The organism is Mucilaginibacter sp. L196 (assembly GCF_009765905.1).
Lineage (GTDB): Bacteria > Bacteroidota > Bacteroidia > Sphingobacteriales > Sphingobacteriaceae > Mucilaginibacter.
On sequence record NZ_LMUO01000019.1, the window covers coordinates 1,048,074 to 1,072,153 of the forward strand.

General features: G+C 38.9%; 28 protein-coding genes and 1 riboswitch. Of the genes, 19 read left to right on the forward strand and 9 right to left on the reverse strand.

The genetic code is table 11. The annotated features are described in order from the left end of the window. Nucleotides 1-151 precede the first annotated feature (151 nt). From GSQ74_RS20850 to GSQ74_RS20860, 3 genes are read left to right on the forward strand one after another with little or no spacing between them, the layout of a single operon-like run. Nucleotides 152-607 (forward strand): carboxymuconolactone decarboxylase family protein, encoded by a 456-nt coding sequence (locus GSQ74_RS20850; protein ID WP_158996134.1) that lies wholly within the window; start codon nt 152-154, stop codon nt 605-607. 53 nt (nt 608-660) lie between these two features. Beyond that, entirely contained in the window at nt 661-1,005 is a 345-nt protein-coding gene (locus GSQ74_RS20855; protein WP_158996135.1) for a YciI family protein, read from the forward strand. A gap of 55 nt (nt 1,006-1,060) precedes the next feature. Then, the gene (locus GSQ74_RS20860; RefSeq protein WP_158996136.1) at nt 1,061-2,296 is read left to right on the forward strand and encodes an RNA polymerase sigma factor; all 1,236 of its coding nucleotides are present in this window, start codon (nt 1,061-1,063) and stop codon (nt 2,294-2,296) included. An 11-nt stretch (nt 2,297-2,307) separates the two neighbouring features. Here GSQ74_RS20860 and GSQ74_RS20865 read toward each other — a convergent pair whose 3' ends face one another. Next, entirely contained in the window at nt 2,308-3,042 is a 735-nt protein-coding gene (locus tag GSQ74_RS20865; protein ID WP_158996137.1) for an NUDIX domain-containing protein, read from the reverse strand. A gap of 115 nt (nt 3,043-3,157) precedes the next feature. Between GSQ74_RS20865 and GSQ74_RS20870 the strand changes: the two genes are divergently transcribed. Continuing rightward, nucleotides 3,158-5,518, forward strand: a complete 2,361-nt coding sequence (locus tag GSQ74_RS20870; protein ID WP_158996138.1) for a glycoside hydrolase family 3 protein — start codon at nt 3,158-3,160, stop codon at nt 5,516-5,518. Between the two features lie 64 nt (nt 5,519-5,582). On the opposite strand, the gene GSQ74_RS20875 is transcribed toward GSQ74_RS20870, so the two are convergent. The 4 genes from GSQ74_RS20875 to GSQ74_RS20890 all read right to left on the reverse strand — a co-directional run bounded on the left by GSQ74_RS20875 (nt 5,583) and on the right by GSQ74_RS20890 (nt 8,683). Further along, nucleotides 5,583-6,893, reverse strand: a complete 1,311-nt coding sequence (locus GSQ74_RS20875) for an amino acid permease (RefSeq protein ID WP_158996139.1) — start codon at nt 6,891-6,893, stop codon at nt 5,583-5,585. Between the two features lie 144 nt (nt 6,894-7,037). Further along, nucleotides 7,038-7,454 carry an ester cyclase gene (locus GSQ74_RS20880; protein ID WP_158996140.1) on the reverse strand — a complete coding sequence of 139 codons (417 nt, stop codon included), beginning with the start codon at nt 7,452-7,454 and terminating at the stop codon, nt 7,038-7,040. An 85-nt stretch (nt 7,455-7,539) separates the two neighbouring features. Next, nucleotides 7,540-7,923 (reverse strand): DUF3037 domain-containing protein, encoded by a 384-nt coding sequence (locus GSQ74_RS20885; RefSeq protein ID WP_158996141.1) that lies wholly within the window; start codon nt 7,921-7,923, stop codon nt 7,540-7,542. Next, the gene (locus tag GSQ74_RS20890; protein ID WP_158996142.1) at nt 7,901-8,683 is read right to left on the reverse strand and encodes a HipA family kinase; all 783 of its coding nucleotides are present in this window, start codon (nt 8,681-8,683) and stop codon (nt 7,901-7,903) included. The genes GSQ74_RS20885 and GSQ74_RS20890 overlap by 23 nt, the downstream gene beginning before the upstream one ends. Before the next feature lie 135 nt (nt 8,684-8,818). Between GSQ74_RS20890 and GSQ74_RS20895 the strand changes: the two genes are divergently transcribed. Beyond that, nucleotides 8,819-10,183: an MFS transporter gene (locus GSQ74_RS20895; RefSeq protein ID WP_174236944.1), complete on the forward strand. Its 1,365-nt coding sequence runs from the start codon at nt 8,819-8,821 to the stop codon at nt 10,181-10,183. Here the strand turns inward: GSQ74_RS20895 and GSQ74_RS20900 are convergent. Further along, the gene (locus GSQ74_RS20900) at nt 10,180-10,611 is read right to left on the reverse strand and encodes a hypothetical protein (protein WP_158996143.1); all 432 of its coding nucleotides are present in this window, start codon (nt 10,609-10,611) and stop codon (nt 10,180-10,182) included. The two genes, GSQ74_RS20895 and GSQ74_RS20900, sit on opposite strands and share 4 nt — an antisense overlap. Before the next feature lie 92 nt (nt 10,612-10,703). Here GSQ74_RS20900 and GSQ74_RS20905 point away from each other — a divergent pair, with 92 nt between their 5' ends. The 12 genes from GSQ74_RS20905 (at nt 10,704) to GSQ74_RS20960 (ending at nt 21,393) form a co-directional block, all read left to right on the forward strand. Beyond that, nucleotides 10,704-11,432 (forward strand): (Fe-S)-binding protein, encoded by a 729-nt coding sequence (locus GSQ74_RS20905; protein ID WP_158996144.1) that lies wholly within the window; start codon nt 10,704-10,706, stop codon nt 11,430-11,432. A 59-nt stretch (nt 11,433-11,491) separates the two neighbouring features. Then, on the forward strand, nt 11,492-12,130 hold the full coding sequence (locus tag GSQ74_RS20910) for a Pr6Pr family membrane protein (RefSeq protein WP_158996145.1): 639 nt from the start codon (nt 11,492-11,494) through the stop codon (nt 12,128-12,130). 28 nt (nt 12,131-12,158) lie between these two features. Beyond that, nucleotides 12,159-12,401: a hypothetical protein gene (locus tag GSQ74_RS20915; RefSeq protein ID WP_254060940.1), complete on the forward strand. Its 243-nt coding sequence runs from the start codon at nt 12,159-12,161 to the stop codon at nt 12,399-12,401. A 123-nt stretch (nt 12,402-12,524) separates the two neighbouring features. After that, nucleotides 12,525-14,450 (forward strand): threonine--tRNA ligase, encoded by a 1,926-nt coding sequence (gene thrS / locus GSQ74_RS20920; RefSeq protein WP_158996146.1) that lies wholly within the window; start codon nt 12,525-12,527, stop codon nt 14,448-14,450. Between the two features lies 1 nt (nt 14,451). Beyond that, nucleotides 14,452-15,018, forward strand: coding sequence for a translation initiation factor IF-3 (gene infC / locus GSQ74_RS20925; RefSeq protein ID WP_158996147.1), 567 nt, complete (start codon nt 14,452-14,454; stop codon nt 15,016-15,018). Between the two features lie 112 nt (nt 15,019-15,130). Beyond that, nucleotides 15,131-15,331, forward strand: coding sequence for a 50S ribosomal protein L35 (rpmI, locus tag GSQ74_RS20930; RefSeq protein ID WP_158996148.1), 201 nt, complete (start codon nt 15,131-15,133; stop codon nt 15,329-15,331). Between the two features lie 75 nt (nt 15,332-15,406). Then, the gene (gene rplT / locus GSQ74_RS20935) at nt 15,407-15,751 is read left to right on the forward strand and encodes a 50S ribosomal protein L20 (protein ID WP_158996149.1); all 345 of its coding nucleotides are present in this window, start codon (nt 15,407-15,409) and stop codon (nt 15,749-15,751) included. A gap of 99 nt (nt 15,752-15,850) precedes the next feature. Then, a riboswitch (cobalamin riboswitch) is annotated at nt 15,851-16,051 on the forward strand. Nucleotides 16,052-16,141: 90 nt separating this feature from the next. After that, on the forward strand, nt 16,142-18,172 hold the full coding sequence (locus tag GSQ74_RS20940; RefSeq protein WP_158996150.1) for a TonB-dependent receptor: 2,031 nt from the start codon (nt 16,142-16,144) through the stop codon (nt 18,170-18,172). A 12-nt stretch (nt 18,173-18,184) separates the two neighbouring features. Further along, a complete protein-coding gene (locus GSQ74_RS20945; RefSeq protein WP_158996151.1) occupies nt 18,185-19,261 on the forward strand; it encodes a YncE family protein in 1,077 nt (358 codons plus the stop codon). A 49-nt stretch (nt 19,262-19,310) separates the two neighbouring features. Next, nucleotides 19,311-19,883 carry a DUF6580 family putative transport protein gene (locus tag GSQ74_RS20950; protein ID WP_158996152.1) on the forward strand — a complete coding sequence of 191 codons (573 nt, stop codon included), beginning with the start codon at nt 19,311-19,313 and terminating at the stop codon, nt 19,881-19,883. An 82-nt stretch (nt 19,884-19,965) separates the two neighbouring features. After that, nucleotides 19,966-20,658: an NAD-dependent deacylase gene (locus tag GSQ74_RS20955; protein WP_158996153.1), complete on the forward strand. Its 693-nt coding sequence runs from the start codon at nt 19,966-19,968 to the stop codon at nt 20,656-20,658. Nucleotides 20,659-20,667: 9 nt separating this feature from the next. Next, complete coding sequence (locus tag GSQ74_RS20960) at nt 20,668-21,393, forward strand: diphthine--ammonia ligase (RefSeq protein ID WP_158996154.1); 726 nt, start codon at nt 20,668-20,670, stop codon at nt 21,391-21,393. A 6-nt stretch (nt 21,394-21,399) separates the two neighbouring features. On the opposite strand, the gene GSQ74_RS20965 is transcribed toward GSQ74_RS20960, so the two are convergent. From GSQ74_RS20965 to GSQ74_RS20975, 3 genes are all read right to left on the reverse strand, one after another. Then, a complete protein-coding gene (locus GSQ74_RS20965) occupies nt 21,400-21,612 on the reverse strand; it encodes a hypothetical protein (RefSeq protein WP_158996155.1) in 213 nt (70 codons plus the stop codon). Between the two features lie 292 nt (nt 21,613-21,904). Then, entirely contained in the window at nt 21,905-22,153 is a 249-nt protein-coding gene (locus tag GSQ74_RS20970; protein WP_158996156.1) for a hypothetical protein, read from the reverse strand. 3 nt (nt 22,154-22,156) lie between these two features. Then, nucleotides 22,157-22,855 carry a DUF3291 domain-containing protein gene (locus GSQ74_RS20975; RefSeq protein WP_158996157.1) on the reverse strand — a complete coding sequence of 233 codons (699 nt, stop codon included), beginning with the start codon at nt 22,853-22,855 and terminating at the stop codon, nt 22,157-22,159. A 72-nt stretch (nt 22,856-22,927) separates the two neighbouring features. Here GSQ74_RS20975 and GSQ74_RS20980 point away from each other — a divergent pair, with 72 nt between their 5' ends. Beyond that, nucleotides 22,928-23,407: a GAF domain-containing protein gene (locus tag GSQ74_RS20980; RefSeq protein ID WP_158996158.1), complete on the forward strand. Its 480-nt coding sequence runs from the start codon at nt 22,928-22,930 to the stop codon at nt 23,405-23,407. Continuing rightward, nucleotides 23,404-24,054, forward strand: coding sequence for an alpha/beta fold hydrolase (locus GSQ74_RS20985; RefSeq protein ID WP_158996159.1), 651 nt, complete (start codon nt 23,404-23,406; stop codon nt 24,052-24,054). The genes GSQ74_RS20980 and GSQ74_RS20985 overlap by 4 nt, the downstream gene beginning before the upstream one ends. The last annotated feature ends 26 nt before the right edge of the window (nt 24,055-24,080 follow it).

Consider the following 24,080-nt stretch of genomic DNA (forward strand, 5'->3'; position numbering starts at 1 on the left):
CCGCACAATTATTTGAAATTTAAATTTACGTTTTAATAAAAATTCCATTTAATATCTTTTACAAAAAATATTTTTTGTGCGATGTCCAATTCGTCCTATCTCAATCATTATTGAGGTATAAAACAAAAAATAACATTAAAGATCGACAAAAATGGAACCAAGAATCAACTTTTTCGCAAAAGGAGCAGACGCAATGAAAGCAATGTATGGTTTAGGCGCTTACCTGGCTAAATCGCCAATTGAACAAAAGTTATTGCACCTGCTTTACTTCCGTGTATCTCAAATTAACGGCTGCGCCTATTGTCTGGATATGCACTCAAAGGATTTACGCGCGGCAGGCGAAACAGAACAACGCCTGTATATGCTTGATGCCTGGCGCGAGGGAACCGTATATACCAATCGGGAACGCGCTGCCCTTGCTTTTGCCGAAGGTGTTACCAAAACTCATGTATCGGATGAGGTATATGCCACCGCCGCTACCGAATTTACAGAACAGGAACTGATAGACTTAACTGTGGGTATTATAACTATTAACAGCTATAACCGCGTTAATATTGCTTTCCAAACTCCGGGAGGCAGTTATAAACCCGTGCAATTTAAGTCGTAATAACCAGCTTTATCTAACATAATTAATATAAATTCACATATCAATTAAAAATCATGAACAAGAATCAAGTAAATGAGTTCGTTTTTTTATTCCGTCAACCGGCTTTAAATCTAAGCCCGGAAGGACAGAGAGAACTCCAAAAAAAGTGGATGGATTGGGTTGGTGGCATTGCCGCGCAGGGAAAATTAGCCAGCAACGGCATCCACTTAGCAGCAGAAGGTAGTGTATTAAAAGCCGGCGGTGTAGTTACCGATGGCCCCTTTGTAGAGATCAGGGAGATATTGGGCGGCTTTATAGTAGTTAAAGCTGATACCATGGATGATGCCATTACCCTGGCTCACGGCTGCCCAGGCATTGATGTAGGCGGCAGTGTTGAAATCAGAACCGCATTCGCATAACACCTTTTTTTTTAGAAACCCCGGCTGGCTTATCCGGTCGGGGTTTAGTTAGCAAATGGAACAGCATCAGGCAGCATTAAAACATTTATTTAAGCAAGAATTTACCAAAATGGTAGCGGTAATAAGCAAGCTATATGGCTTGCAGCATATTGAAATTGCCGAAGATATTGTAACCGAAACTTTTTTATTAGCTACCGAAACATGGGGACATAAAGGCATTCCGCTTAATCCGCCAGCCTGGCTTTATACTGTGGCCAAACAAAAAACGCTACAGCATTTCAGGCGTAATAAAATTTACGCCGAAAAGGTGATGCCCCAGTTAAGCTTACAGCAAAATGAGTCCGAAGAGATGGCCGAATTGAATTTCTCGCACCAAAATATTAAGGATAGCCAATTACAGATGCTTTTTGCCATCTGTACACCGGCTATTGCCAGCGAGGCCCAGATAGGCCTAGCATTGCGTATCCTGTGTGGTTTTGGTATTGATGAAATTGCCGAGGCATTTTTATCTAATAAGGAAACCATTAATAAACGTTTATTCCGTGCCAAGGAAAAATTAAGGAATGAAAAGATACAATTAGAACTCCCGCCTGAAAGTGAAATCCCCCGGCGACTGGATAATGTGCTACACATCATTTACCTGCTTTTCAGCGAAGGCTATTATTCCAAAACTCAAAATGAGATACTGCGTAAAGATTTATGTATTGAAGCCATGCGGTTAGGATTAATGCTGACTGAATATGCCAAAACCAATCTGCCTAAAACTAACGCTCTGATAGCGCTCATGTGTTTCCACGCTTCGCGATTTAATGCCCGCCAAACTGGGCAGGAAGCCCCAATACTTTACGAACAACAAGATGTGACGCTATGGGATCGGTCATTAATCGATCAAGGCATAGATTTCTTGAATTTATCTACTCAGGGAAACGAGATCACATCATATCACCTGGAAGCCCGGATTGCTTACTGGCATAGTCAGAAAGAGGATACGCACGAAAAGTGGGAAAATATTTTGCAGTTATATAATCAGCTTTTGTTGATTAACTATTCGCCCATAGTGGCACTGAACCGTACTTACGCTTTATACAAAGCCAATGGCCGGCATGCAGCTTTAATAGAAGCTGAGAAATTAAAGCTGGCGAATAACCATTTTTATTACCTGTTATTGGGCGAATTATATAAAACCATTGACAATGCGAAGGCTAAAAGTAATTACGAAAGAGCTAAAGCCTTAGCCAAAACACAAACCGAGAAACAGGGAATTCAGGAAGAAATAGATAAACTTGATTAACCCTTGTTTTTTTACCAGCTATAACTTTTTAATGATTCGTGATATTTAGTTTGGTCAAATCTGTACAGATCGGGTGCTTTATGAGCCCCGCCTCTTCGCACGTTATCTGATTTTATCAATATCCCAAACTTCATTACCCGCCTATAAAAATTACCACGATTTAATTTGATACCCAATATGGCTTCATATAAGCGTTGTAATTCTGTTAGTGTAAACTCTTCGGGTAATAAACTATAACCTATTGGTTTATATATTAACTGCTCGCGTAATACCTCTAAAGCTTTTTTTAATATCGATGTATGATCCATTACCAAATTAGGGATTTCCTCAACATTAACCCACTTGCATGCATCGGAAAATTCATCGGTTACGGGCACAACCGCAGTATAATCAACCAATGCATAATAACTGGTTGAAATAAAACGCTGTTTATGCCACAGGTCATCAGGATAGTCTGTAAAAAAAGCTTCAGACCTGTTAACATCACCAAACGTAGCAAACTGCTGTAGAAAGATGTTATCGGCACCGGTGCGCTCTTTTAGTACCCGTTTAACCGCGTCATTTACGTTTTCATTTTTACGGACATATCCACCGGGTAATATCCAGTCTTTACCCTCATTGATTTGCAACAGTAATACTTTTAATTGAGTATCATGAAAGCCAAAAACCACATTATCTACAGATAGATGTGGTATACATGTAGCCCAAAGCTCTTCACTATTTTTCAACACACGTTCAGATATCATCAGCGCTTTTGATTATTGGGCTAAAGTAATGATTAGGAAATATAATAAAAATAATTTATTATTGCTTCTTATTGAAGCAATAGATTGCTATTGCTTTTTAACCAATTGTAACTTTATGAAAAAACTACTCACTTCACCGCTATGGTTATGTGTGTTTCCATTAGTAGGGCTATCACAACAAATTAAAACACGCGTTCCCCAGTTGGGTAAGGCCCCCTTAAAAAAGGTTATAGCAGCCATGACTGTTGAAGAAAAAGTTAAATTGATTGTAGGCATGGGGATGAACTATGATAACATCCCTGATGGAATATTACCGCCCAAAGATCCGGCCGATGCCAAGATTCCGGAAAAGGTTCCGGGTGCCGCCGGTCGCACTCATGCTATTCCCCGGTTAGGTATTCCGTCCATGACACTGTCTGACGGCCCGGCAGGCGTTCGCATAGAACCGAAGCGTAAAGGTGATAAAAGAACTTATTATGCAACAGCATTTCCTGTTGCCACTTTATTGGCTTCAAGCTGGGATACTTCGTTGGTTAGAAGGGTAGGGCTTGCATTTGGTAATGAGGTGCTGGAATATGGGATAGATGTATTATTGGCACCAGCCATGAATATACAGCGCAATCCGCTTGGCGGACGTAATTTTGAGTATTATTCTGAAGACCCCGTTATTGCGGGTAATATGGCCGCTTACTTTGTAAAAGGTATTCAGGTTAATGGCGTGGGCACTTCAATAAAACACTTCGCCGCCAATAACCAGGAGTTTAACCGTATGCAGTTAAATACCAATTTAAGTGAAAGGGCACTGCGCGAGATTTATTTGAAAGGATTTGAAATCGCAGTAAAAAAATCAAATCCGTGGACGGTAATGTCGTCCTACAACCTAATCAACGGGACTTATACTTCAGAAAGTAGGGGATTACTTACGGATATTTTACGTAACGAATGGAATTTTAAAGGTTTGGTAATGACCGATTGGTTTGGAGGTAAAAGTGCCACGGCCCAGGTAAATGCCGGAAACGATATGTTAATGCCGGGAATATATGCCCAAACGACCGAAATACTAGAGAGTGTAAAGGATGGCAGAATAAGCCAGCAACAGCTGGATTTAAATGTGGAACGAATATTGAATATCATTTTAAAATCGCCTTCGTTCAGACATTATAAATATTCGGATAAACCAAACCTGGTTAAGCATGCTCAGGTAAGCCGCATGGCTGCTGATGAGAGTATGGTTTTGTTAAAGAATGATGAAGCTATTTTGCCTATGGCGAACAAGAAAAAGGTGGCCTTATTTGGTAATACTTCGTATGATTTGATTCCCGGTGGTACTGGTAGTGGCGATGTAAATAAGCCTTATGTAATTTCTTTAAACCAGGGTTTAACCAATACTGGTTACGTTATCGATCAAGGTTTACAAAAAGAATATAAGCACTATATCATAACCGCAAAGCTAAATCGCCCAAAAGCAAAAGTGGCTTTCTTTACACCGACACCAATCAGCGAGATGCCACTTACTGAGGAATTCTTGAAACAAGAATGTAATAAAACTGATATTGCCATTATTACTATTGGCCGGAATGCGGGTGAGGGAAATGATCGCGCTGAGGCTAATGATTTTACCTTAACTGACATTGAGCGTCAAAATCTAAATATGGTTACTGATGTATTTCATGCTAACCATAAAAAGGTTGTTGTGGTACTTAATATTGGTGGTGTAACCGAAATAGCCAGCTGGCGCGATGAAGCAGATGCCATTTTATTAGCCTGGCAGCCAGGCGAGGAAGGCGGTAACGCGATTACTGATGTACTAAGTGGTAAGGTGAACCCATCAGGTAAACTCGCCACCACATTCCCGGTTAAATACAGCGATGTGCCTTCTGCAAAAACGTTCCCCGGTAAATTGCTTGATTCTACTGGCAAAACGCCGGGTAACCCGTTAATGGGGCAGCCTGCCGAGGTTACTTATGATGAAGGGATTTATGTAGGTTACCGGTATTATAATACCTTTAATATTAAACCAGCTTATGAGTTTGGTTATGGCCTTTCATACACTAAATTTAAATATCATAATATAAAAATAAGCGGGAATGCGATGGCAATTAAACCTCTAACCGTTACTGTGGATATTACAAATACAGGTAAAGTTGCGGGCAAAGAGGTCGTTCAATTATACATAAGCGCGCCTGTAAAGCAAATGGATAAACCAACCTACGAATTGAAAGCATTTGCCAAAACCGCGCTATTACAGCCAGGTAAAACACAGACCCTAACATTTACCATCGCTCCGGAGGATCTGGCGTCGTTCAATACCAATAAATCATCCTGGATTGCCGATTCCGGAAATTACACTATTAAAATAGGTGCGTCATCGTTACAAATTAAACAAACAGTTGCCTTTAAATTAGCTAAGGACGTTGTTGTTGAGAAAGTAAAACAGGTATTAACGCCAAAAGTGAAGATCACGGAAATTCGATAAATACATCTTTGGGATAAAATTTAGTAAAAGAGGCTGTATCATAAAACAAATGATACAGTCTTTTTTATGCATTTTCTTTTTTGTACGCTAACCACATATAAAGCGGTACACCCAGCATCAGCATTAAAAAGCCATAGTATACGGCATCCTTACCGGTTCCGGCAATCATCCACATGGTATAAGCGAAAGCCAAAAAAGTAAGGATAAGAGCGGCTGTCCATCCACCGGTTATCTTTTTTCTGGCGCGGATAATAGGGTAGGCGGCTACTGAAAAAAGAAAGGGTATGAGCGAGGTTAATACGGCGAACAATAAGAAGAATTTAAACTGCTCAACCAAACCTTTTGTATAATTCATGCAGATGAAAATGGAGATCATGAGGGCGTTTATCAGGATACCAAAATAGGGTACGCCTTTTTTATTGAGTTTACCGAATGGAATAGGAAATAATTTATCTTTTGCAGTGGCGTAAGGCACTTGCCCTTGTACTAATATCCATCCGTTTAAAGCACCAAAAGCTGAAATAGCAACACCTGCACTTACCCAGTACCGGGCGCTATTACCGTAGATGATTACCGCAGCATCAGCATATGGAGTAACCGAATGCTCTAATACTTTTGCGGGGATAAGGCCCATAACACTAAAGCTGCCTAAAATGTAAACCGCTGCGGCAATAAATAACCCTAAGATTGTTGCTTTAGAAATAATCTTCCCCGGATCTTCCACACTACCTGCGGGGATGGTAGCGCTCTCTATACCCATGTACGAAAACATAGTCATAGCGCCGGTTATACCAATAGCGCTTAATACAGAACCGCCACTGGTGTTAAATGGAAGGAAATATTTAAATTTTATAAAAAATAAACCACCTACGGCAACAAGTAACAACGGCGTAATTTTTAAAATAGTGGTGGTTAATTGCACTTTTCCGGTGGTGACAACCCCAAGACTATTGATATAAGTAAGTAACCAAACAGTACACAAGCCAGTACCGACCGCAACAAAGCCGTTTGTGATTAAAATAGGGAAGAAGGTACTCATTGCACCAATAAATGAAATTGTGATAGCCGTTAGCCCACCGCAATTGGATATAAAATATCCCCATGCCATCAGGAAACCCGCGAAATCACCAAGGCCGCTTTGTGAGTAGGCGTAAGGGCCACCTGTACCGTGAGGTAACAACTTACTCAGGTTGGCAAAAACCTTTGCCAAAAAGAATGATCCGATACCCGAAAACAACCAGCCTAACAATCCCACGCTGCCGAACGATGCCATGGCTGCTGGCATTAAAAACACCCCCGCACCAATCATATTGCCTACAACCAATGAGGTGCTTGTCCATAGTCCAAGTTTGTTTTTTGTTGAGGGTTCGGCCATGTTGTTTAATTGAATATCGGAATTTATTGATTTTCCTTTAATTAATTAAACTTTTACCACCGTAAAAAAACCGCAAGCCAATTGAATGCCTTGCGGTTTATGAGATAATCAACTAATCTCTAATTATAAATCTCTATTCTATAATTACGCCTCTATTTCAGCACCTATTTGCTTTAGGATGCCTAATTCGTCTGAGCTTCCCCAGCGTTCAATCATTTTGCCGTTTTTAAACTTACTTATTTGTAAGCCGCGTGCTTTTATTTTTTTACCTGTTGCGGATATGCCATTGAAGTCGCCTTTATGCGTGCCGGTCAGGGTGTAGGCAAAGGCTACGTTATCTTCATCAGCCACCAATTGTTCAACCTCTATTTTCATATCAGGGAAAGCAGTATGCAGCATGGTGAAAAAATCGATATATCCTTGCGGACCTTTTGCCTGACCCGGAGCCGGATCATTTTCAATTACATCTTCAGAAACCAGGTCTTTTAATTTTTCAAGTTTACCGCTATTAATAGCTTCTCCAAACTTTTTTTGTGCTTCAATATTTGCTTGCTTGCTCATGGTAGTTAAATTTATTTACAATAAACTATCAAAGGCAGTGCCGCTAATATCGTTGCTTAAAATAAACTTAAAACCTCAAAGAATATCAGAGGACTAACTGGCTAAATAACCTATTTGTAGTTTCTTCCGCATCAACACATAAACCCGGGTGTACTTTTGATGTTTGTAACACCGTACTGCGTGTAGCCGTTAACCAACGGAAACGCGACGGCATATCTAATTTAGCAATAGGACCGCCATGCGCATCGGCGGAACAAATGCGCTCAAAAGAACACATATGTTCCTTCAATTCGTCCATGTCCAGGTAATCAGAGAAGGCTTGTAAACGTTGTACATCTAATATGTACAACATCTTCAAATATTTCTGTTTGGCACAATACAGGATAATCCCGATGTTCAGGAATTCCTCGCGTTCAACCCTTGGCATCACGCGTATTACGGCGTACTCAAATAGGGTTCTGTTGTGCATGTTGAGCTTCGTTTACAAAAACAGCTGAGTTTGCTATCCTTGTTATTAAAAAATGCGCATAGGCTGCACGATGTTCTGCCACTGATTCAAACTCATCAACCAGCCATTCATCGGGTATTAAATCTACAATATCATTAATAACACTATCGGTAAGAATGGTGCGGAATTCGGCATCAACTTCATTCATTTCGGTAGCTTGAGATAACAATACATGATCCTTTACCTGTACAAAGGGGCGTTTTGCCTGTTCTTCCCAGTTATGCCAAGAGTGGTGGAAATATAATGCCGCGCCATGATCTATCAGCCATAATTCTTTATGCCATACCAACATATTAGTATTTCGGGCTGTGCGGTCGACATTAGTTAACAAACAATCCATCCACACAATTTGGGAAGCTAGTTTGGTATCTACTTTGGTAACTGTAGCATCGAAAGTGATTGCACCTTGCAAATAATGCAGGGCAAGGTTTAACCCTACACTAGCTTTTAACAAGTCTTGTATTTCCTCATCAGGTTCGGTACGTCCGAAGGCCTCATCTAAATAAGCGAAGACAACTTCAGGTACTTTAAAGCCAAGCTTGCGTGCGATTTCGCAGCCGATAAATTCCGCTATCAGTGCTTTAGTCCCCTGACCGGCACCTCGAAATTTCAGTACGTATAAAAAGCCATCGTCTGCTTCGGCAATAGCGGGTAGGGAGCCTCCTTCGCGTAGAGGCGTTACATACCGGGTTACATTAACAGTTCGTAAAATATCCTGCATAATTCAGGATACTAAATTGCGATTTATTTTATGCAGATTATAATTTAGATTACAATCCTGGTTTGGAGGTACTGTTAACAATATAAATATCTTCATTCTTTGTAAGTACCATATTTTGTATATTTTTAAGCCATAATGGAAATCGTTAAAGACAATAAAAAAACCATCTGGGCATGGTGCATGTTCGATTGGGCAAATCAATCTTATAATATGGTGATCACAACAACCATATTCCCTTTTTATTACGTGTACTACACCACATGGCACAACCCTAATGGTGACGTTGTTACTTTTTTTGGGCATAAGTTCGTTAACACTGTATTATCAAATTTTGTATTGGGGATTGCTTATTTGATCATTGTGTTAATGCTGCCGATACTTACCTCAATTGCCGATTACAAAGGGAATAAAAAAAGCTATCTGCAATTTTTTACCTGGCTTGGTGCATTATCGTGTGCAGGACTGTTCTTTTTTAAACCCGTTGAGCATGGGATCCCATCACTTGAAATGCCGCTAATATTTTTTGCACTTGCATGTATAGGTTATTGCGGTGGTTTTGTTTTTTATAATTCTTATTTGCCGCAAATTGCTTCAGAAGCTAAACAAGATAGTGTGAGTGCAAAGGGATTTATATATGGCTACGTAGGGAGCCTTGTTGTTCAAATGTGCTGTTTAGCCATTGTAGAGAAACCTGAATGGTTTGGTATCGACCCTAAAAATGATTCTTTACCCGCGCGTATTACTTTTATTATCGTATTTGTTTGGTGGATGGGTTTTTCTATTATTCCATTCAGGTTATTACCTAAAGGTGAACCCAATCCCGGTAAACATAATTATAACGTATTAACAGGCGGTTTTAAAGAATTAATAAAAGTATTCCAAAAGGTAAAAACTATGCCACTGCTTCGCCGGTTTTTATCATCATTCTTTTTTTACTCTGTCGGAGTTCAAACTATTATGCTGGTAGCCGCACAGTTTGCATCAAAAGAATTGCATATGCCTGATGATACACTAATCATTATTATTCTTATTATTTATGTGGTAGGCGTTGTCGGGGCTGCAGGTATTTCCAAACTATCAGAAAAATATGGTAATGTGCGTACGTTGGTTTGGGTAGTAGGTGTTTGGACGATATTATGCCTTTCCGTTTATTTTATTACCAGTATTCCTGAGTTTTTTGTTGCCGCGGTAATAGTTGGTGCGGTAATGGGCGGTGTGCAAGCTATATCGAGATCAACTTACTCAAAATACCTGCCGCAAAATATTCCCGACACGGCATCATACTTCAGTTTTTATGATGTTACAGAAAAAAGTGCGATAGTAGTAGGTTTGCTTTGTTTTTCTCTTGTTGAAGCCATTAGCCACGAAATGCGTATAGCTGCACTTACGCTTGATCTATTCTTCCTGATAGGTTTCGGCTTATTAATTTCATTATTTTATGCTGAAAAGAAAAAGAAGAATTTGCCAACTGCACCGCAGGCGGAGCTGATAGAGATTTAGTTATAGATATATCGCAATGTGATACTTGTTGAGCCCCCTTTTGGATTGAAGAAGGCTCCAATCTCGCCCCATGGGTACTTTCTTTTTGTACCTATTTGTTGGGTTAACCAGTTGTTATATTTATCCAATCTTTTCAATTCTTTTTCTTGTGACCAATTGTCCCAGTTATCATCAGGTGAGTAATCAAATCCAAATATTATTGAATGGAGTTGTTCATGATTGAAAATTAAAATAAAATTAAAGCTGGAATCTCCGATATCAATATTTTTAATGTAATAATGCGTATAGCCATTTTCCATATCATTAATTGAAATATTCTCTTTGCCAAAAAAACTGATTAATTGCTCTTTTGTAGTGAATTTGGATATTCTAAAACGCTCAGAGATATTTATTTCTCCTTTATATCTGTCAATGATTTTATTTGTCAAAACAGTATCTGTTATTAATTACTCAAAAATATAAATCTTATTAGGTTATCAATATATCATATTACCCAAACTTTTTCTGAAATTAGCTGCCGATGAATTTAGAATTGTTTATTCCCTGTTTTGTTGATCAACTTTACCCTGAAACCGCATTTAATACTGTCAAAGTATTGGAAAAAGCAGGTTGCAAGGTGAATTATAACCCCAACCAAACTTGCTGCGGTCAGCCTGCATTTAATGCCGGTTTTTGGGATGAGGCTAAAACGATAGGCAGCAAATTTCTAAATGATTTTCCAGAGGAGAGCGTTATCGTAACGCCGTCGGCCTCGTGTACAGGTATGGTGAAGAGCTATTATAATGATTTATTCACTAATACGGTTCTGCACAATAAATGTAGGGCAATACAGGGTAACATATATGAGTTGTCGGATTTCCTGGTGAATATATTGCAGTTTGATTATTTCGGAGCGGAGCTGGAAGGACGCGCGGTGTATCACGATAGCTGTAGTGCATTGCGTGAGTGCAAGATCAAAGAAGAGCCAAGACAATTATTGTCAAAAGTTTTAGGTCTTGAATTAGTTGAGCTAAAGGATAATGATACCTGTTGTGGTTTTGGCGGTACTTTTGCCGTTAAGTTTGAAGCCATTTCAACCGCGATGGCACAGCAAAAAGTGGATAATGCCTTAGCTGTGGGCGCTGAATATATTATCAGTACTGATGCTTCCTGCCTGTTACAATTACAGGGCTATATCGATAAAAACGCGCTCCCAATAAAAACGATGCATTTGGCAGATGTATTGGCACATGGTTGGGGTAACGTGTAAATATTTCTTCCCATTTTATCAATTGTTTTAGATAGCTTTACGTAAAAGGCTATTAAACAATGACAAAATCTAACCTAACCATCGCCAAACTCTATTTATTGCTCATAGCTGTTTTAGGCTGCTTCTCATTATTAACACAATTTTATTTAAGTATTGAGAGTGGTTTGGCCCCGCCGCATATTGTGTTTTTTAGATACTTTGCTTACTTTACCATAACTACCAATATACTTGTAACCATAATCAGTGTTATGCTTTTGCTTGCGCCTAACTCTCGTTTAGGTGAATTTCTTGGTCGACAAAAAACACTGACCGCGACAACATCTTATATACTGGTTGTAGGAATCATCTACAATGTTTTACTGCGTATTATATGGAAGCCAGAAGGCCTGCAATTAATTGTGAATGAATTACTGCATGCTGTTATTCCGATTCTTTTTTTAATCTACTGGCTGATTTTTGTTAGGAAAGATGAACTAAAATGGAATAGTGTATGGCCGTGGTTATTATATCCAATCATATATACTATTTATGTATTCATTTTTGGTGCGATCACTGGCTTTTATCCATATCATTTTATTGATCTCGCTCAATTGGGGCTTAAGACTACTATAATCAATGCTTGTGGTATCACCTTATTCTTTATCGCTATTTCTTTATTATTAGTCGGGATAAGCAAGCTGTATAAAAAGCCGGTTTGAATATAATAATGATTCTGCGGTATAATTGTTGCGCATATTTAATATGCATCCTTACCAAAGTTTAAATCACGACACCGGCGTCATCGCCTATCAAAATGGACCGGATCACATCGCTGTTCAGTTTAAAGATGGAACGATGTATTTATACACCAACAAAAGTGCAGGTAGGGACTCTATCAGCCAAATGAAAAAACTAGCTAAGGCAGGAGCGGGGCTCACCACCTATATCAATCAGCATGTAAAAGACCGTTACGAGGCTAGAATCAAATAAATTAGTCATTTGGCTGACTAATATTTCGCTAAATAATCATAAATTCGCATCCATAAATAACAGATCACTTTGTAGGTGATTTAATAAATTACATTTTTTATAAAACATAAATCATAGTTGTAGATGATTAACATTACACTTCCAGATGGCTCTGTTCGTGAATACGACAAGGGCATCACTTCCGCGCAAATAGCCTTATCAATTTCTGAAGGTTTAGCAAGAAACGTATTAGCAGCCGAGGTTGACGGTCAGGTTTGGGACTCAACACGCCCGATTGAGCAGGATGCCAAGGTTAAACTATTAACCTGGAATGATACCGCAGGTAAATCAACTTTCTGGCATTCATCGGCACACATTATGGCCGAGGCTTTAGAAACACTTTATCCGGGTACAAAATTCGGTATAGGCCCTGCTATTGAAACCGGCTTTTATTACGATGTTGATTTTGGCGATCGTGAATTTTCTTCAGATGAATTCAAAAAGATCGAAGACAAAATCATTGAATTAGCTAAAGCCAAAGAAGAATTTATTCGCAAACCGGTTACTAAAGCCGATGCGATTGAATATTTTACCGAGAAAGACGACGAGTATAAGCTCGACTTAATAAAAGACCTGCCTGATGGTTCAATTACCTTTTATTCACAAGGTGCTTTTACCGATCTGTGCCGCGGGCCGCATATCCCTAACAGTGGTTTCATCAAAGCTGTAAAGCTGATGAGTGTTGCCGGTGCGTACTGGCGTGGTGATGAGAGCCGCAAGCAGTTAACCCGTATCTACGGTGTAACTTTCCCTAAGGCGAGCGAGCTAACTGACTATCTGCACATGATAGAGGAAGCTAAAAAACGCGATCACCGTAAATTGGGTAAAGAATTGGAGTTATTTGCTTTCTCTGAAAAAGTGGGCATGGGCTTACCATTGTGGCTACCAAAAGGTACCGCTTTGCGCCAGCGCTTAACTAATTTTCTTGAAAAAGCACAGGTTAAAGCTGGTTATGAGCAAGTTATTACGCCGCATATCGGGCATAAAAACCTGTATGTAACATCGGGTCACTACGAAAAATATGGTGCTGATTCTTTTCAGCCTATAAAAACACCGCAGGAAGGTGAGGAGTTCTTCTTAAAACCAATGAACTGCCCGCATCACTGCGAAATTTATAAAACAAAACCACGCTCATATAAGGATCTTCCGGTTCGTTTGGCTGAGTTTGGTACTGTATATCGTTATGAGCAAAGCGGCGAACTGCATGGCCTAACACGTGTTCGTGGGTTCACTCAGGATGACGCGCACTTATTTTGCCGCCCCGATCAGGTTAAAGAGGAATTTAAAAAGGTAATTGACCTGGTGCTTTATGTATTTAAAGCATTAGGATTTAATGATTATACCGCGCAAATTTCACTTCGCGATCCGGAGAACAAAGCAAAATATATCGGTACTGATGAAAATTGGGCTTTGGCTGAATCAGCGATAATTGAAGCAGCGGCAGAAAAAGGCTTAAACACTGTAGTTGAATTAGGCGAAGCGGCATTTTATGGCCCTAAGCTTGATTTTATGGTGAAGGATGCTTTAGGTCGTAAATGGCAGTTAGGTACTATTCAGGTTGATTATAACCTGCCGGAGCGTTTCGAGCTGGAGTACACTGGCCGCGATAATCAAAAACACCGCCCGGTAATGATCCACCGTGCACCTTTTGGTTCACTGGAGCGTTTTGTGGCTGTGCTGATAGAGCATTGCGCTGGTAATTTCCCGTTATGGTTATCGCCTGAGCAGTTTGTGATATTACCTATCTCTGAAAAATATGAAGATTATGCAAAAAAACTTTCAGAATCGTTAAAAGATTCGGATATTTGCGGGCTTATTGATTTCAGGGATGAGAAAATCGGTCGAAAGATACGTGACGCTGAAGTTAAAAAGATCCCATATATGCTGATTGTGGGCGAAAAAGAGGCTGCCGAAGGGATGGTTTCTGTACGCAAACACGGTCAGGGAGATTTGGGAAGTATGAGCATAGAAGAATTTAAGAAACAAATAATTAAAGAAATAACAGTATAACTTGGCATTAAACAAACCTTTCAATAGAGGACCAAGGCTTCCTTTCAAGAAGAAAGAAGCTGAACACAACATTAATCAATTTATAAAAGCTCCTGAAGTTCGCCTTGTTGGTGATAATGTGGAGCAGGGTGTTTTTTCACTGCGTGATGCGTTAGCCATTGCACAGGAGCAGGAACTGGACCTTGTAGAGATTTCGCCTAATGCTGTTCCTCCTGTTTGTAAAGTAACAGACTATAATAAGTTTGTTTACGAACAAAAGAAGAAGCTAAAAGAAATAAAAAGCAATGCCAAGCAAACCGTTATTAAAGAAATAAGGTTTGGGCCGAATACTGATGACCATGACTTTGAATTTAAATTAAAGCATGCGCAAAAGTTTTTGGAATCTGGCGAAAAGGTAAGGGCTTATGTACACTTTAAAGGCCGTGCAATTGTTTACAAAGAACAAGGCGAGATATTATTGCTGCGTTTTGCACAGGCATTAGAAGAAGTAGGTAAAGTTGAACAACTGCCAAAGCTTGAAGGAAAACGGATGTTTTTAACCGTAGCCCCAAAAGCAGCTAAGAAATAGAGATTAGAGACTGGAGGCTAGAGATTAGGTAAAACAACTCTTGAACTCCTAAGTCTGATTAAAGATAATACGTTGCGAAAACGTAGATATAAAACACAAATAAATAACGGATATGCCAAAAATGAAAACCAATTCCAGTGCAAAAAAGCGTTTTAAGCTTACTGGAACCGGTAAAATTGCAAGAAAGAACGCATACAAAAGTCACATCTTAACTAAGATGTCGACTAAACGCAAGCGTAACCTTACTCACACAAGCTTAGTTTCTAATGCTGATATGGGTAATGTTAAACGTATGCTTTGTATCGGGAAGTAATTAAACAAATTTTTTAACCAGGTATTAGAGTATTAAAGTCCTTTAAACGGCACTCACTACCAAAAACAACACGAAATGCCACGTTCAGTTAACGCAGTCGCGTCGAGAAGACGCCGGAAAAAGATCATGAACCTCGCCAAAGGTTATTGGGGTTCAAGAAGCAAGGTTTATACCGTTGCTAAAAACACAGTAGAAAAAGGTTTACAGTATGCTTACCGTGACCGTAAGACCAAGAAAAGAGAATTCAGGGCTTTATGGATACAACGTATCAACGCAGGTGCACGCCAACACGGAATTTCTTACTCACAATTAATGGGTAAATTAATTAAAAGTGAAATTGGTTTAAACCGTAAAGTATTAGCTGATTTAGCAATGAATCATCCTGATGCTTTTAAAGCAGTTGTTGACGCTGTAAAATAATATAGCATAACAGATATTAGAAAGGCTTGCATTTATGCAGGCCTTTTTTGTTTTATATCATTTTGTGAGATTTTACTAATAATTCCTATCTGTAATTATTACATTTGCATCGCTTTAGGTTTCTTTATAAATTTATTATAAAGAATTAAAAGGGAATATGGTGTAAATCCATAACTGTCCCGCAGCTGTAAGCTCTATAACCAACGTTCATTCAATTGGTCACTTACCCACAGTATTAGGTAGGGAAGACCGGGCAGAGGGGAGCAAGTCAGAAGACCTGCCAAGGCATTATAATTGTTCACAGCTTTCGGGGATTGAAGCTTGGATGTGAATGCTCTTCTAAAGTGTTTTCATTTCAACCATTTCCTGTTTGTTGTAAATTCAATCAACATGCAAAAAACGCTACAATACGATTATAGGCATTTATGGCGCAAATCGAGATGCTATGTGCCGTTTTTTGTTTTGGGGTTGATGCCTTATCATGTATTTGCACAGTTGGATACTGTTAAAAAGCTTAAAGAAGTAAAAGTATCTTCGCCAGTGGTGCCGCAAATACAAACGGTAACCCCATCTCAAACAGTTACCAATTCCGATTTTGTTAAGTATAGCGCTTTTACTGTTGCTGATGCCATCCGGAATTTCGCCGGTGTAAACATTCAGGATTATGGGGGCATAGGTGGCATGCAAACCGTATCTGTACGCAGTTTGGGTGCTGATAATGTAGAGGTGTTATATAATGGTGTTCAGATGAACGATGCTCAAAACGGCGAGATCGATCTAAGTAAATTTAATCTGATCAATATTCAGCAAATAACGTTATTTAACGCGCAGCCGCTGGATATCTGCCAAACAGCAAGGGCTTTTGCGGCGGCGAATGTGCTATCCATACAAACAATCCAACCTAAATTAAGTTTTGAGAAGCCATTTAAAATTGTCGCCGGGGTCAAAGGCGGATCATTTGGTTTGGTTAACCCGTATCTGCAATGGCAGCAGCGCATAAATAAATACTGGTCGTTTATTATAAATGGTTATGATGAAAATGCTAATGGGCAATACAAATACAAGGAAAATGCTGACGGCTCAGATACCTTAGCTACCCGGAAAAATACAGATGTGCACACACAACAGATAGATGCTGAGTTGTACTGGGCAAAGTCGGATAGTGATAAATTTAATCTGCAGTTCAATTTTTACAATTCTAATAGAGGGCTGCCATCAGCTGTTGTGCTTTATGCTGCACCCTCCACACAACGGTTATATAATAGAGATTATATTATTCAATCCGGGTATCATCATATAGCCAAAAATAGCTTTGAATTATTGCTGAATACCAAATTGTCGCAAAGCTTCGTTCGTTATACCGATACCGGAGGGATATATAATGCAACAGGCATGATCAATGAGAATTACATGCAGCGTGAGGCCTATCAATCGGCGGCTATTGCTTATCACATTTTGCCAAACTGGAAATTGTCTTATTCTTCTGATGCTGACCTTAGCAATCTTCAATCAAACGCCTATAATTACGCTTTTCCAACAAGGCTGAGCTTATTTAATGTATTAGCTACCAATTTATCACTAGGCAGATGGTTATTCCAGGGGAATATATTAAACACTTATATTGATGATCGTGTGAAATCCGGTACCGCTGCTTCGTCAAAATCGGCTTATACACCCACTGTCATTGCAAGTTATCATCCACTCACCACAAAAGAGCTCGAGTTCAGGGCATTTTATAAAAGCACATTCCGTAATCCTACATTTTCCGAACAATATTATTATGCCATAGCGCCTCGACCTTTGAAGCCTGAATATACCTCGCAGTATGATGCGGGTATAGCTTATACCAAAACTACCGATGGTGTGCTGGAATACCTGACCGTAAGCGCCGATGCGTACTATAACAATGTAAAAAACAAGATTATCTATATACCAGCACGTTCGCCTGAAACCCCATCAGTTGTTAATTTAGGCAAGGTTGACATCAGAGGGCTGGATGTGGTGCTGAAAAGCCAGTTTAAGCCATTTTATAATTGGAAAGCGACATTGAGTGCAAACTATACCTATCAAAACGCGATAGATATTACCGATCCGACGGATTCTTATTACCTGGAGCAGATACCATATACACCTAAAAATACATTGGCTTTAAATGCGGGTATTATGTATAAGCAATTTGGCGTTTATTATAACCAGATATTGGCTTCGCACCGTTACTCTGAAAGCGATAACGACCCGCAATATTATTTACCCGGATATTCGGTGAGCTATGCTTCAGCGGCTTATAATTTCAAGCTTAATTCAATTCCGGTTTTGGCTTCTGTAGAGGTAAACAATCTATATAATAAAAACTACGTCATTGTTAACGGTTTCCCAATGCCAGGGCGATCGTTCAGATTCACATTTCAAATCACCATTTAATAATAAATCAATATGAAATCAATTCAACTCAGTTATTTACTCGGCTCAATAGCGCTTTTAACCGCAATAACATCTTGCCACAAAGATAAAATTGTAAATAATCAGACTACACCAACCGCTCAAAGGGCTGGCATTTATATACTTGATCAAGGATACTCGAGCCAACTTAGTGCGCTTACCTATTATGATTACACAACAAAAACCTTAACACCTGATATTTTTTCATCAGTTAATGGTCGTAGTTTAGGTAATACTGCGAATGACGTGGAAATTTATGGATCTAAAATGTACATTACTGTTGATAAATCAGGAACGGTAGAGGTATTGAATGCCAAAACTGCAAAATCTATTAAACAAGTGAAGTTTTTAAATGGAGATAAAGATAGCACGTCAAAAGAACCTCGTAGTATAGCTTTTTATAATGGCAACGCTTATATCTCTTTGTACAATGGTACTGTGGCTGTAATGGATACCATAACTTATACTGTAAGTAAATATATTCCGGTAGGAAACGACCCAGAGCAATTGGCGGTAGCAAATGGGAAACTATACGTAGCTAATAGTGGTGGTTTAAATTATCCGGCTGTTGATAGTACCGTATCGGTTATTAACCTTTCTACCTCAACAGTTACTAAAACAATAACTGTAGGGCCTGATCCTTATGCGGTAAGTGTAGATAGCTATGGGAATGTTTATGTTGCGGCTTATGGTGTTTATGGTAGTTCAAACGCGTCATTAACTATTATTAACAGTGGTACAGATGCAGTTACATCAAGAAATAATAGTTACACCGGTGGCCCATTTGCAATTAATGGTAATAATGCTTTTTATATTGATGGCGATGGTACCATTAAAATTTTCAATGTTAAAACATTCACAGCAACTACTACAAACTTTATATCCGATGGAACAACGTTTGTAGCTCCTTTCGCTATAGCTACCGACCCCTTAAGTGGTGAAGTATTTGTAACGGATGCCAAAAACTATTCATCAAACGGCTTGATATACGCCTTTGACAAAACAGGTAAGAAAGAGTATAGCTTAACTACAGGTATCAATCCGGGGAGCATTATATTAGTAAATAAGTAATTTTAAGATTTGATATAAAAATTCTTAATTTTACGATACAGATTAAATTATGTCACAACAAAAAATAAACGCACGTAATATTGTACTCGTTTTAATGATACTGGCCGCAATTGCCTTGCGGTTTGTGAGTTATGAGTACAAAACCTTAAGTAATTTTACCCCGGTTGGTGCAGTTGCCTTGTTTGGCGGGGCTTACTTTACTGATAAGTGGAAAGCTTACTTGGTAGTATTGTTAACGTTGTTTATAAGCGATATTGGTATTAACTATCTATATACCTCGAAATTAGTGTTCTGGTACAGCGGTTCGGCCTGGGTTTATTTAACTTTTGCGCTTATGGTGTTTATCGGTACACTAATTAAAAAGGTAAATGTAACTAATGTAGCTATAGCCTCACTTGTTTCGGTTTGCGTGCATTGGCTAATTATTGATTTGCCATGGATATATGGTACTTTTTATGCGCATAACCTGTCGGGATATGGGCAATCATTGGTTGCGGCTATACCGTTTGAGAAAAATATGTTGCTTGCAGATGTATTTTATTGCGCGGTATTATTTGGTGGGTTTGAGTTCGCTCAAAGCAAGTATACCATACTACGCAGTAAAAAACAACTCGCTGTTTAATTTAAATACTTTTTTGATTAAAGCGATGTGAGATTCACATCGCTTTTTTTATGGGGTAGATTTAATGATATAGTACTAAATAATGAAAAGGATAGTTATACTGACAGGTGCGGGAATAAGCGCTGAGAGCGGCTTAAAAACGTTTAGAGATAGCGATGGCTTGTGGGAGGGTTATAATATTGAAGATGTAGCCACACCACAAGCCTGGCAACGCAATCCGCAATTGGTGCAGGATTTCTATAATATGCGCCGGAAGGATGTATTAGCGGCGCAGCCCAATGCAGCTCATTATGCTTTAGCAAAGCTGGAAGAACAATTCAATGTAACCATCATTACGCAAAATATAGATGATCTGCATGAAAGGGCAGGGTCAACTAATGTTGTTCATCTTCATGGTATTATTACTAGATCGCAATCCAGTATAAACCCGGAATTAACTTACCCGATTGAGGGATGGGAATTAAAAATGAATGAGGTTTGCGAGTTAGGATCGCCGTTAAGAGCACATGTTGTTTGGTTTGGCGAGGATGTACCGATGATAGAATACGCCGCTAAAATTTGCGCTGATGCGGAGTTGTTTATTTTGAGCGGTACATCATTAGCGGTTTATCCAGCTGCTGGGCTTATTCATTATGTAAGATCAGGGGTTAAAAAGTATATCGTTGATCCTAATATACCTGCTGTACGCCGGTTAACGAATGTGGTTGAGATACAGACTAAGGCTACAATTGGTATCCCAGACCTGGTAGAAGAATTAATGTTGAATAAGTATTAAATAATAGTAATGTCTGATAAAGTCAAGTGTATATTTAATTGGAGTGGTGGCAAGGATAGCGCTTTGGCGTTATATCATTGCCTGAAAAATCCTGAATTGGATATCAAATATCTTGTAACTACCATAAATGATGCCGTGGATAGAATTTCGATGCATGGTGTCAGGACGGAGTTGCTGATTAAACAAGCACAGAGTATCGGAATCCCTCTATATCAAATTCGTTTGCCTGAAATGCCGGGTATGACAGAATATAATGACGTAATGCGTGGTCATTTAAGCCGATTGGGTGCGGAGGGAATTACGCATTCTATATTCGGCGATATTTTTTTGGAGGATTTACGAAATTATAGGGATGCCCGACTAGCTGAAGTAAATATGAAAGGGATTTATCCTCTATGGAAACGTGATACTCGAGAATTAATTGATGAGTTTTTACATTTAGGATTTGGTACAGTTATAGCCTGCACCCGGGAAGAATTGGGTGGACTGGCAGGGCAGGAGATTACCCAGCAGCTTATAAATGATCTACCTGCAGCAGTAGATGTGTGCGGTGAAAACGGAGAGTTTCATACCTATGCCTTTAAGGGGCCGATATTCAAAGAAGAAATAAAATATAAAACCGGCGAAAAGATATTTAAAGAGTACAAAGCCCCCAGCAAAGCGGGTGACGATTGCGCAGGAAGTGACCGGGTTAAAATATCCGGGTTTTGGTATTGTGATTTACTTCCTATTTAAAAATCTCTACAATTCAGCGTCCATTTTCAAAATGCTTTCTACTAATTTATCATACACATCGCTGGTAATAAATTCAATGTAATTCCCATCTGCACGTTTTACATTCAGGGTGATCTGTGGGTATGTGTTTACTTCTTCAATACATGCAATGTTTCTGATGTTGATCAATTTCATACCCTGGGTAGTATGTAAATTGTAAAACTGTTTGCTGCTAATCATAAGTGTATATTTTACAATTTTAAAAATAGTGTTTTTTTAAGTGGGTTACTGTTTAATAATTAAAAACCTCCTGAAATATGTTCTATAAGTTAACCAAATATAATTTTTTATGAATTATAAAGTAAAGTAAATCAGATGGATTAAATGATTTGCTGAATAAAGGTTGTAAACATTTTAGGAATATATTTACCAATGGTTAAATTTAACAAGACAATCGTTAATTGCCTCCAAATTAAATTCTGTTTTGATACTTAAATTACTTTTGTACAGCAATTTGTGTGAATTATATCATCTAATAGTTATACCTGAAGTATGTTTCTTTAAAATCTTTCTTCATTTCTTCAAAACGAAGCGATACGGCTTTTAAAAATGTTTCGTCAAGTATTTCAAATACACTATTTACGCCGTCGGTTAAATCCATCTCCGGTATTTTGTAACTCTGTTCAATGCTCCCCTTCTCAATCTTAATAATGAATTTCTGGTTCATGTTAAGGATTGAAATCTTAAAGTCCGGATGGGGTAATTCTGCAATAATTCTCATAATTTATAATTCTATTCCCTTTAGGGGATTTTTACCATTTATTGTGCCAAGGCTATTCACAATTTTAAATCTTGCGAAAAGCTCTTCACTATACCAATTTTCGTTTCTTGTTTTTTTGATGACTTCGGCGTGCTCTTTTGATGTGTAGGCAAAAGCTTTTACATCATCAATGCTTTTCCATATAGAAAATGTAGCCTGTCGATATACAGGAGCTTCGCCAATACCAAATGAGGTGATGAATCCCGGCGCGTCAGCCATAATATTAGCCACGCTATCAACATTGGCCCAAAAACTTTTTATTTTGTTAAGTCTAATAGTTGCTCGGGTGAGCACCGCTACCGGGCCGTTAATTACTTTAGTATCGGGTTTGCCAAAGGGGTCTTTACTATCCCATTTGCCATGGCTTTGTAATGGTTCACATAATATCGTCCATTTTTCAGTGGTGAAGGCATTCCACCAGCTATGAATGAATGATTTATTATAAAACTCATCAAATGCCCCCCGGTTGTCCCATACAGCTAATAGGCCCCATTGCTGCCAATCGGGTTGCAAGTCAAAAGTGCCGTTGCGGCCGCTGCCCAATAGTTTCCAAAAAGTACATTTTCTGTTAAGCGTTAAGGGTAGGCGATGCACAGCCATAGCCAATAAAGCAAAAGGTATTAAGGATTTACGGTAGCGAACTATAGTAAGACTAACAATCATCGCGACTAATTAAAACATTAAATATGATATTTGTCTTATTTAAATGTAATAGTTCATACTTATTTTTGCATCATGGCAGAGGATTTAACCATCATACAAACAACAGACAAAGCGACCCAGTATCAATCATTAATCCCTCAAATAGAGGCCTTGATAAGCGGGGAGGAAGATTTAATTGCCAACCTTGCAAATATCAGCGCAGCGCTAAAAGAACAATTTAACTGGTTTTGGGTTGGGTTTTACATGGTAAAAAATGACGAATTGGTTCTAGGGCCTTTTCAGGGGCCTGTAGCCTGTACGCGCATTAAAAAGGGTAAAGGTGTATGCGGGGGGGGCTGGGAGCAAGCAAGTACGCTTATAGTGGCTGATGTGGATGAATTTCCAGGGCATATTGCTTGCAGCTCATTGTCGAGATCAGAAATAGTTGTGCCGTTATTTCATAATGGTGAGGTTGCAGGAGTTTTGGATGTAGATAGCGAGCATTTGGCGCACTTTGATGAGACTGATAAAAACTTTCTGGAGCAGCTTGTTACGCTGGTTAATTTGGCATGAGTAAAGTCTTTCTGATCTCAGGCCTGGGAGCTGATACGCGGCTTTATAATAACGTTGATATACCCGAAGATGATGAAGTAGTGCCGGTTGATTGGATAGAACCACATGAAACAGATACTTTATCAAATTATGCGCAAAAGATTATTTATCAATATGATATAAGGCCAAGTTCTATTGTGATCGGTACTTCGCTGGGCGGTATGCTTGCGATAGAGATCGCCAAAAAAGTTAACCTCAAAAAGGCTATACTCATTTCTAGTATCAAAACAGTTAGGGAAGCTCCGGGTTACTTTTCGGTGTTTAGGATATTACCAATTTATAAATTCTTACCTGGCAGAGTGTTAAATAAATTGGGCTTTTTGATAAAGCCCCTGTTTGGGCATTTAAAGGATAGTGATGCCTGGCTTTTTAATGATATGCTTTCCAAAAATTCTCCAAAATTCATGAAATGGGCGATGGGAGCTGTGTTGAAATGGGATAATTTGACCATACCGCCAAATGTTTACCATATACATGGCGACAAGGATCGTGTATTCCCGGTTAAAAATATCAGGGACGCCACTATTGTAAAAGGCGGCTCACATATCATGATATTTGACAAAGCCAAACAAGTAAATAAATGGTTAAAACCAATTCTTAAAAAGTGAAATTACCGGAATCATTTTATTTAAAT

Bases quoted from the DNA above. Each gene is read 5' to 3' on its own strand.
- GSQ74_RS20850 (WP_158996134.1), top strand. From the start codon at position 152: ATGGAACCAAGAATCAACTTTTTCGCAAAAGGAGCAGACGCAATGAAA.
- GSQ74_RS20855 (WP_158996135.1), top strand. From the start codon at position 661: ATGAACAAGAATCAAGTAAATGAGTTCGTTTTTTTATTCCGTCAACCG.
- GSQ74_RS20860 (WP_158996136.1), top strand. From the start codon at position 1,061: ATGGAACAGCATCAGGCAGCATTAAAACATTTATTTAAGCAAGAATTT.
- GSQ74_RS20865 (WP_158996137.1), bottom strand. From the start codon at position 3,042: ATGATATCTGAACGTGTGTTGAAAAATAGTGAAGAGCTTTGGGCTACA.
- GSQ74_RS20870 (WP_158996138.1), top strand. From the start codon at position 3,158: ATGAAAAAACTACTCACTTCACCGCTATGGTTATGTGTGTTTCCATTA.
- GSQ74_RS20875 (WP_158996139.1), bottom strand. From the start codon at position 6,893: ATGGCCGAACCCTCAACAAAAAACAAACTTGGACTATGGACAAGCACC.
- GSQ74_RS20880 (WP_158996140.1), bottom strand. From the start codon at position 7,454: ATGAGCAAGCAAGCAAATATTGAAGCACAAAAAAAGTTTGGAGAAGCT.
- GSQ74_RS20885 (WP_158996141.1), bottom strand. From the start codon at position 7,923: ATGCACAACAGAACCCTATTTGAGTACGCCGTAATACGCGTGATGCCA.
- GSQ74_RS20890 (WP_158996142.1), bottom strand. From the start codon at position 8,683: ATGCAGGATATTTTACGAACTGTTAATGTAACCCGGTATGTAACGCCT.
- GSQ74_RS20895 (WP_174236944.1), top strand. From the start codon at position 8,819: ATGGAAATCGTTAAAGACAATAAAAAAACCATCTGGGCATGGTGCATG.
- GSQ74_RS20905 (WP_158996144.1), top strand. From the start codon at position 10,704: ATGAATTTAGAATTGTTTATTCCCTGTTTTGTTGATCAACTTTACCCT.
- GSQ74_RS20910 (WP_158996145.1), top strand. From the start codon at position 11,492: ATGACAAAATCTAACCTAACCATCGCCAAACTCTATTTATTGCTCATA.
- thrS (WP_158996146.1), top strand. From the start codon at position 12,525: ATGATTAACATTACACTTCCAGATGGCTCTGTTCGTGAATACGACAAG.
- rpmI (WP_158996148.1), top strand. From the start codon at position 15,131: ATGCCAAAAATGAAAACCAATTCCAGTGCAAAAAAGCGTTTTAAGCTT.
- rplT (WP_158996149.1), top strand. From the start codon at position 15,407: ATGCCACGTTCAGTTAACGCAGTCGCGTCGAGAAGACGCCGGAAAAAG.
- GSQ74_RS20940 (WP_158996150.1), top strand. From the start codon at position 16,142: ATGCAAAAAACGCTACAATACGATTATAGGCATTTATGGCGCAAATCG.
- GSQ74_RS20945 (WP_158996151.1), top strand. From the start codon at position 18,185: ATGAAATCAATTCAACTCAGTTATTTACTCGGCTCAATAGCGCTTTTA.
- GSQ74_RS20950 (WP_158996152.1), top strand. From the start codon at position 19,311: ATGTCACAACAAAAAATAAACGCACGTAATATTGTACTCGTTTTAATG.
- GSQ74_RS20955 (WP_158996153.1), top strand. From the start codon at position 19,966: ATGAAAAGGATAGTTATACTGACAGGTGCGGGAATAAGCGCTGAGAGC.
- GSQ74_RS20960 (WP_158996154.1), top strand. From the start codon at position 20,668: ATGTCTGATAAAGTCAAGTGTATATTTAATTGGAGTGGTGGCAAGGAT.
- GSQ74_RS20965 (WP_158996155.1), bottom strand. From the start codon at position 21,612: ATGATTAGCAGCAAACAGTTTTACAATTTACATACTACCCAGGGTATG.
- GSQ74_RS20970 (WP_158996156.1), bottom strand. From the start codon at position 22,153: ATGAGAATTATTGCAGAATTACCCCATCCGGACTTTAAGATTTCAATC.
- GSQ74_RS20975 (WP_158996157.1), bottom strand. From the start codon at position 22,855: ATGATTGTTAGTCTTACTATAGTTCGCTACCGTAAATCCTTAATACCT.
- GSQ74_RS20980 (WP_158996158.1), top strand. From the start codon at position 22,928: ATGGCAGAGGATTTAACCATCATACAAACAACAGACAAAGCGACCCAG.
- GSQ74_RS20985 (WP_158996159.1), top strand. From the start codon at position 23,404: ATGAGTAAAGTCTTTCTGATCTCAGGCCTGGGAGCTGATACGCGGCTT.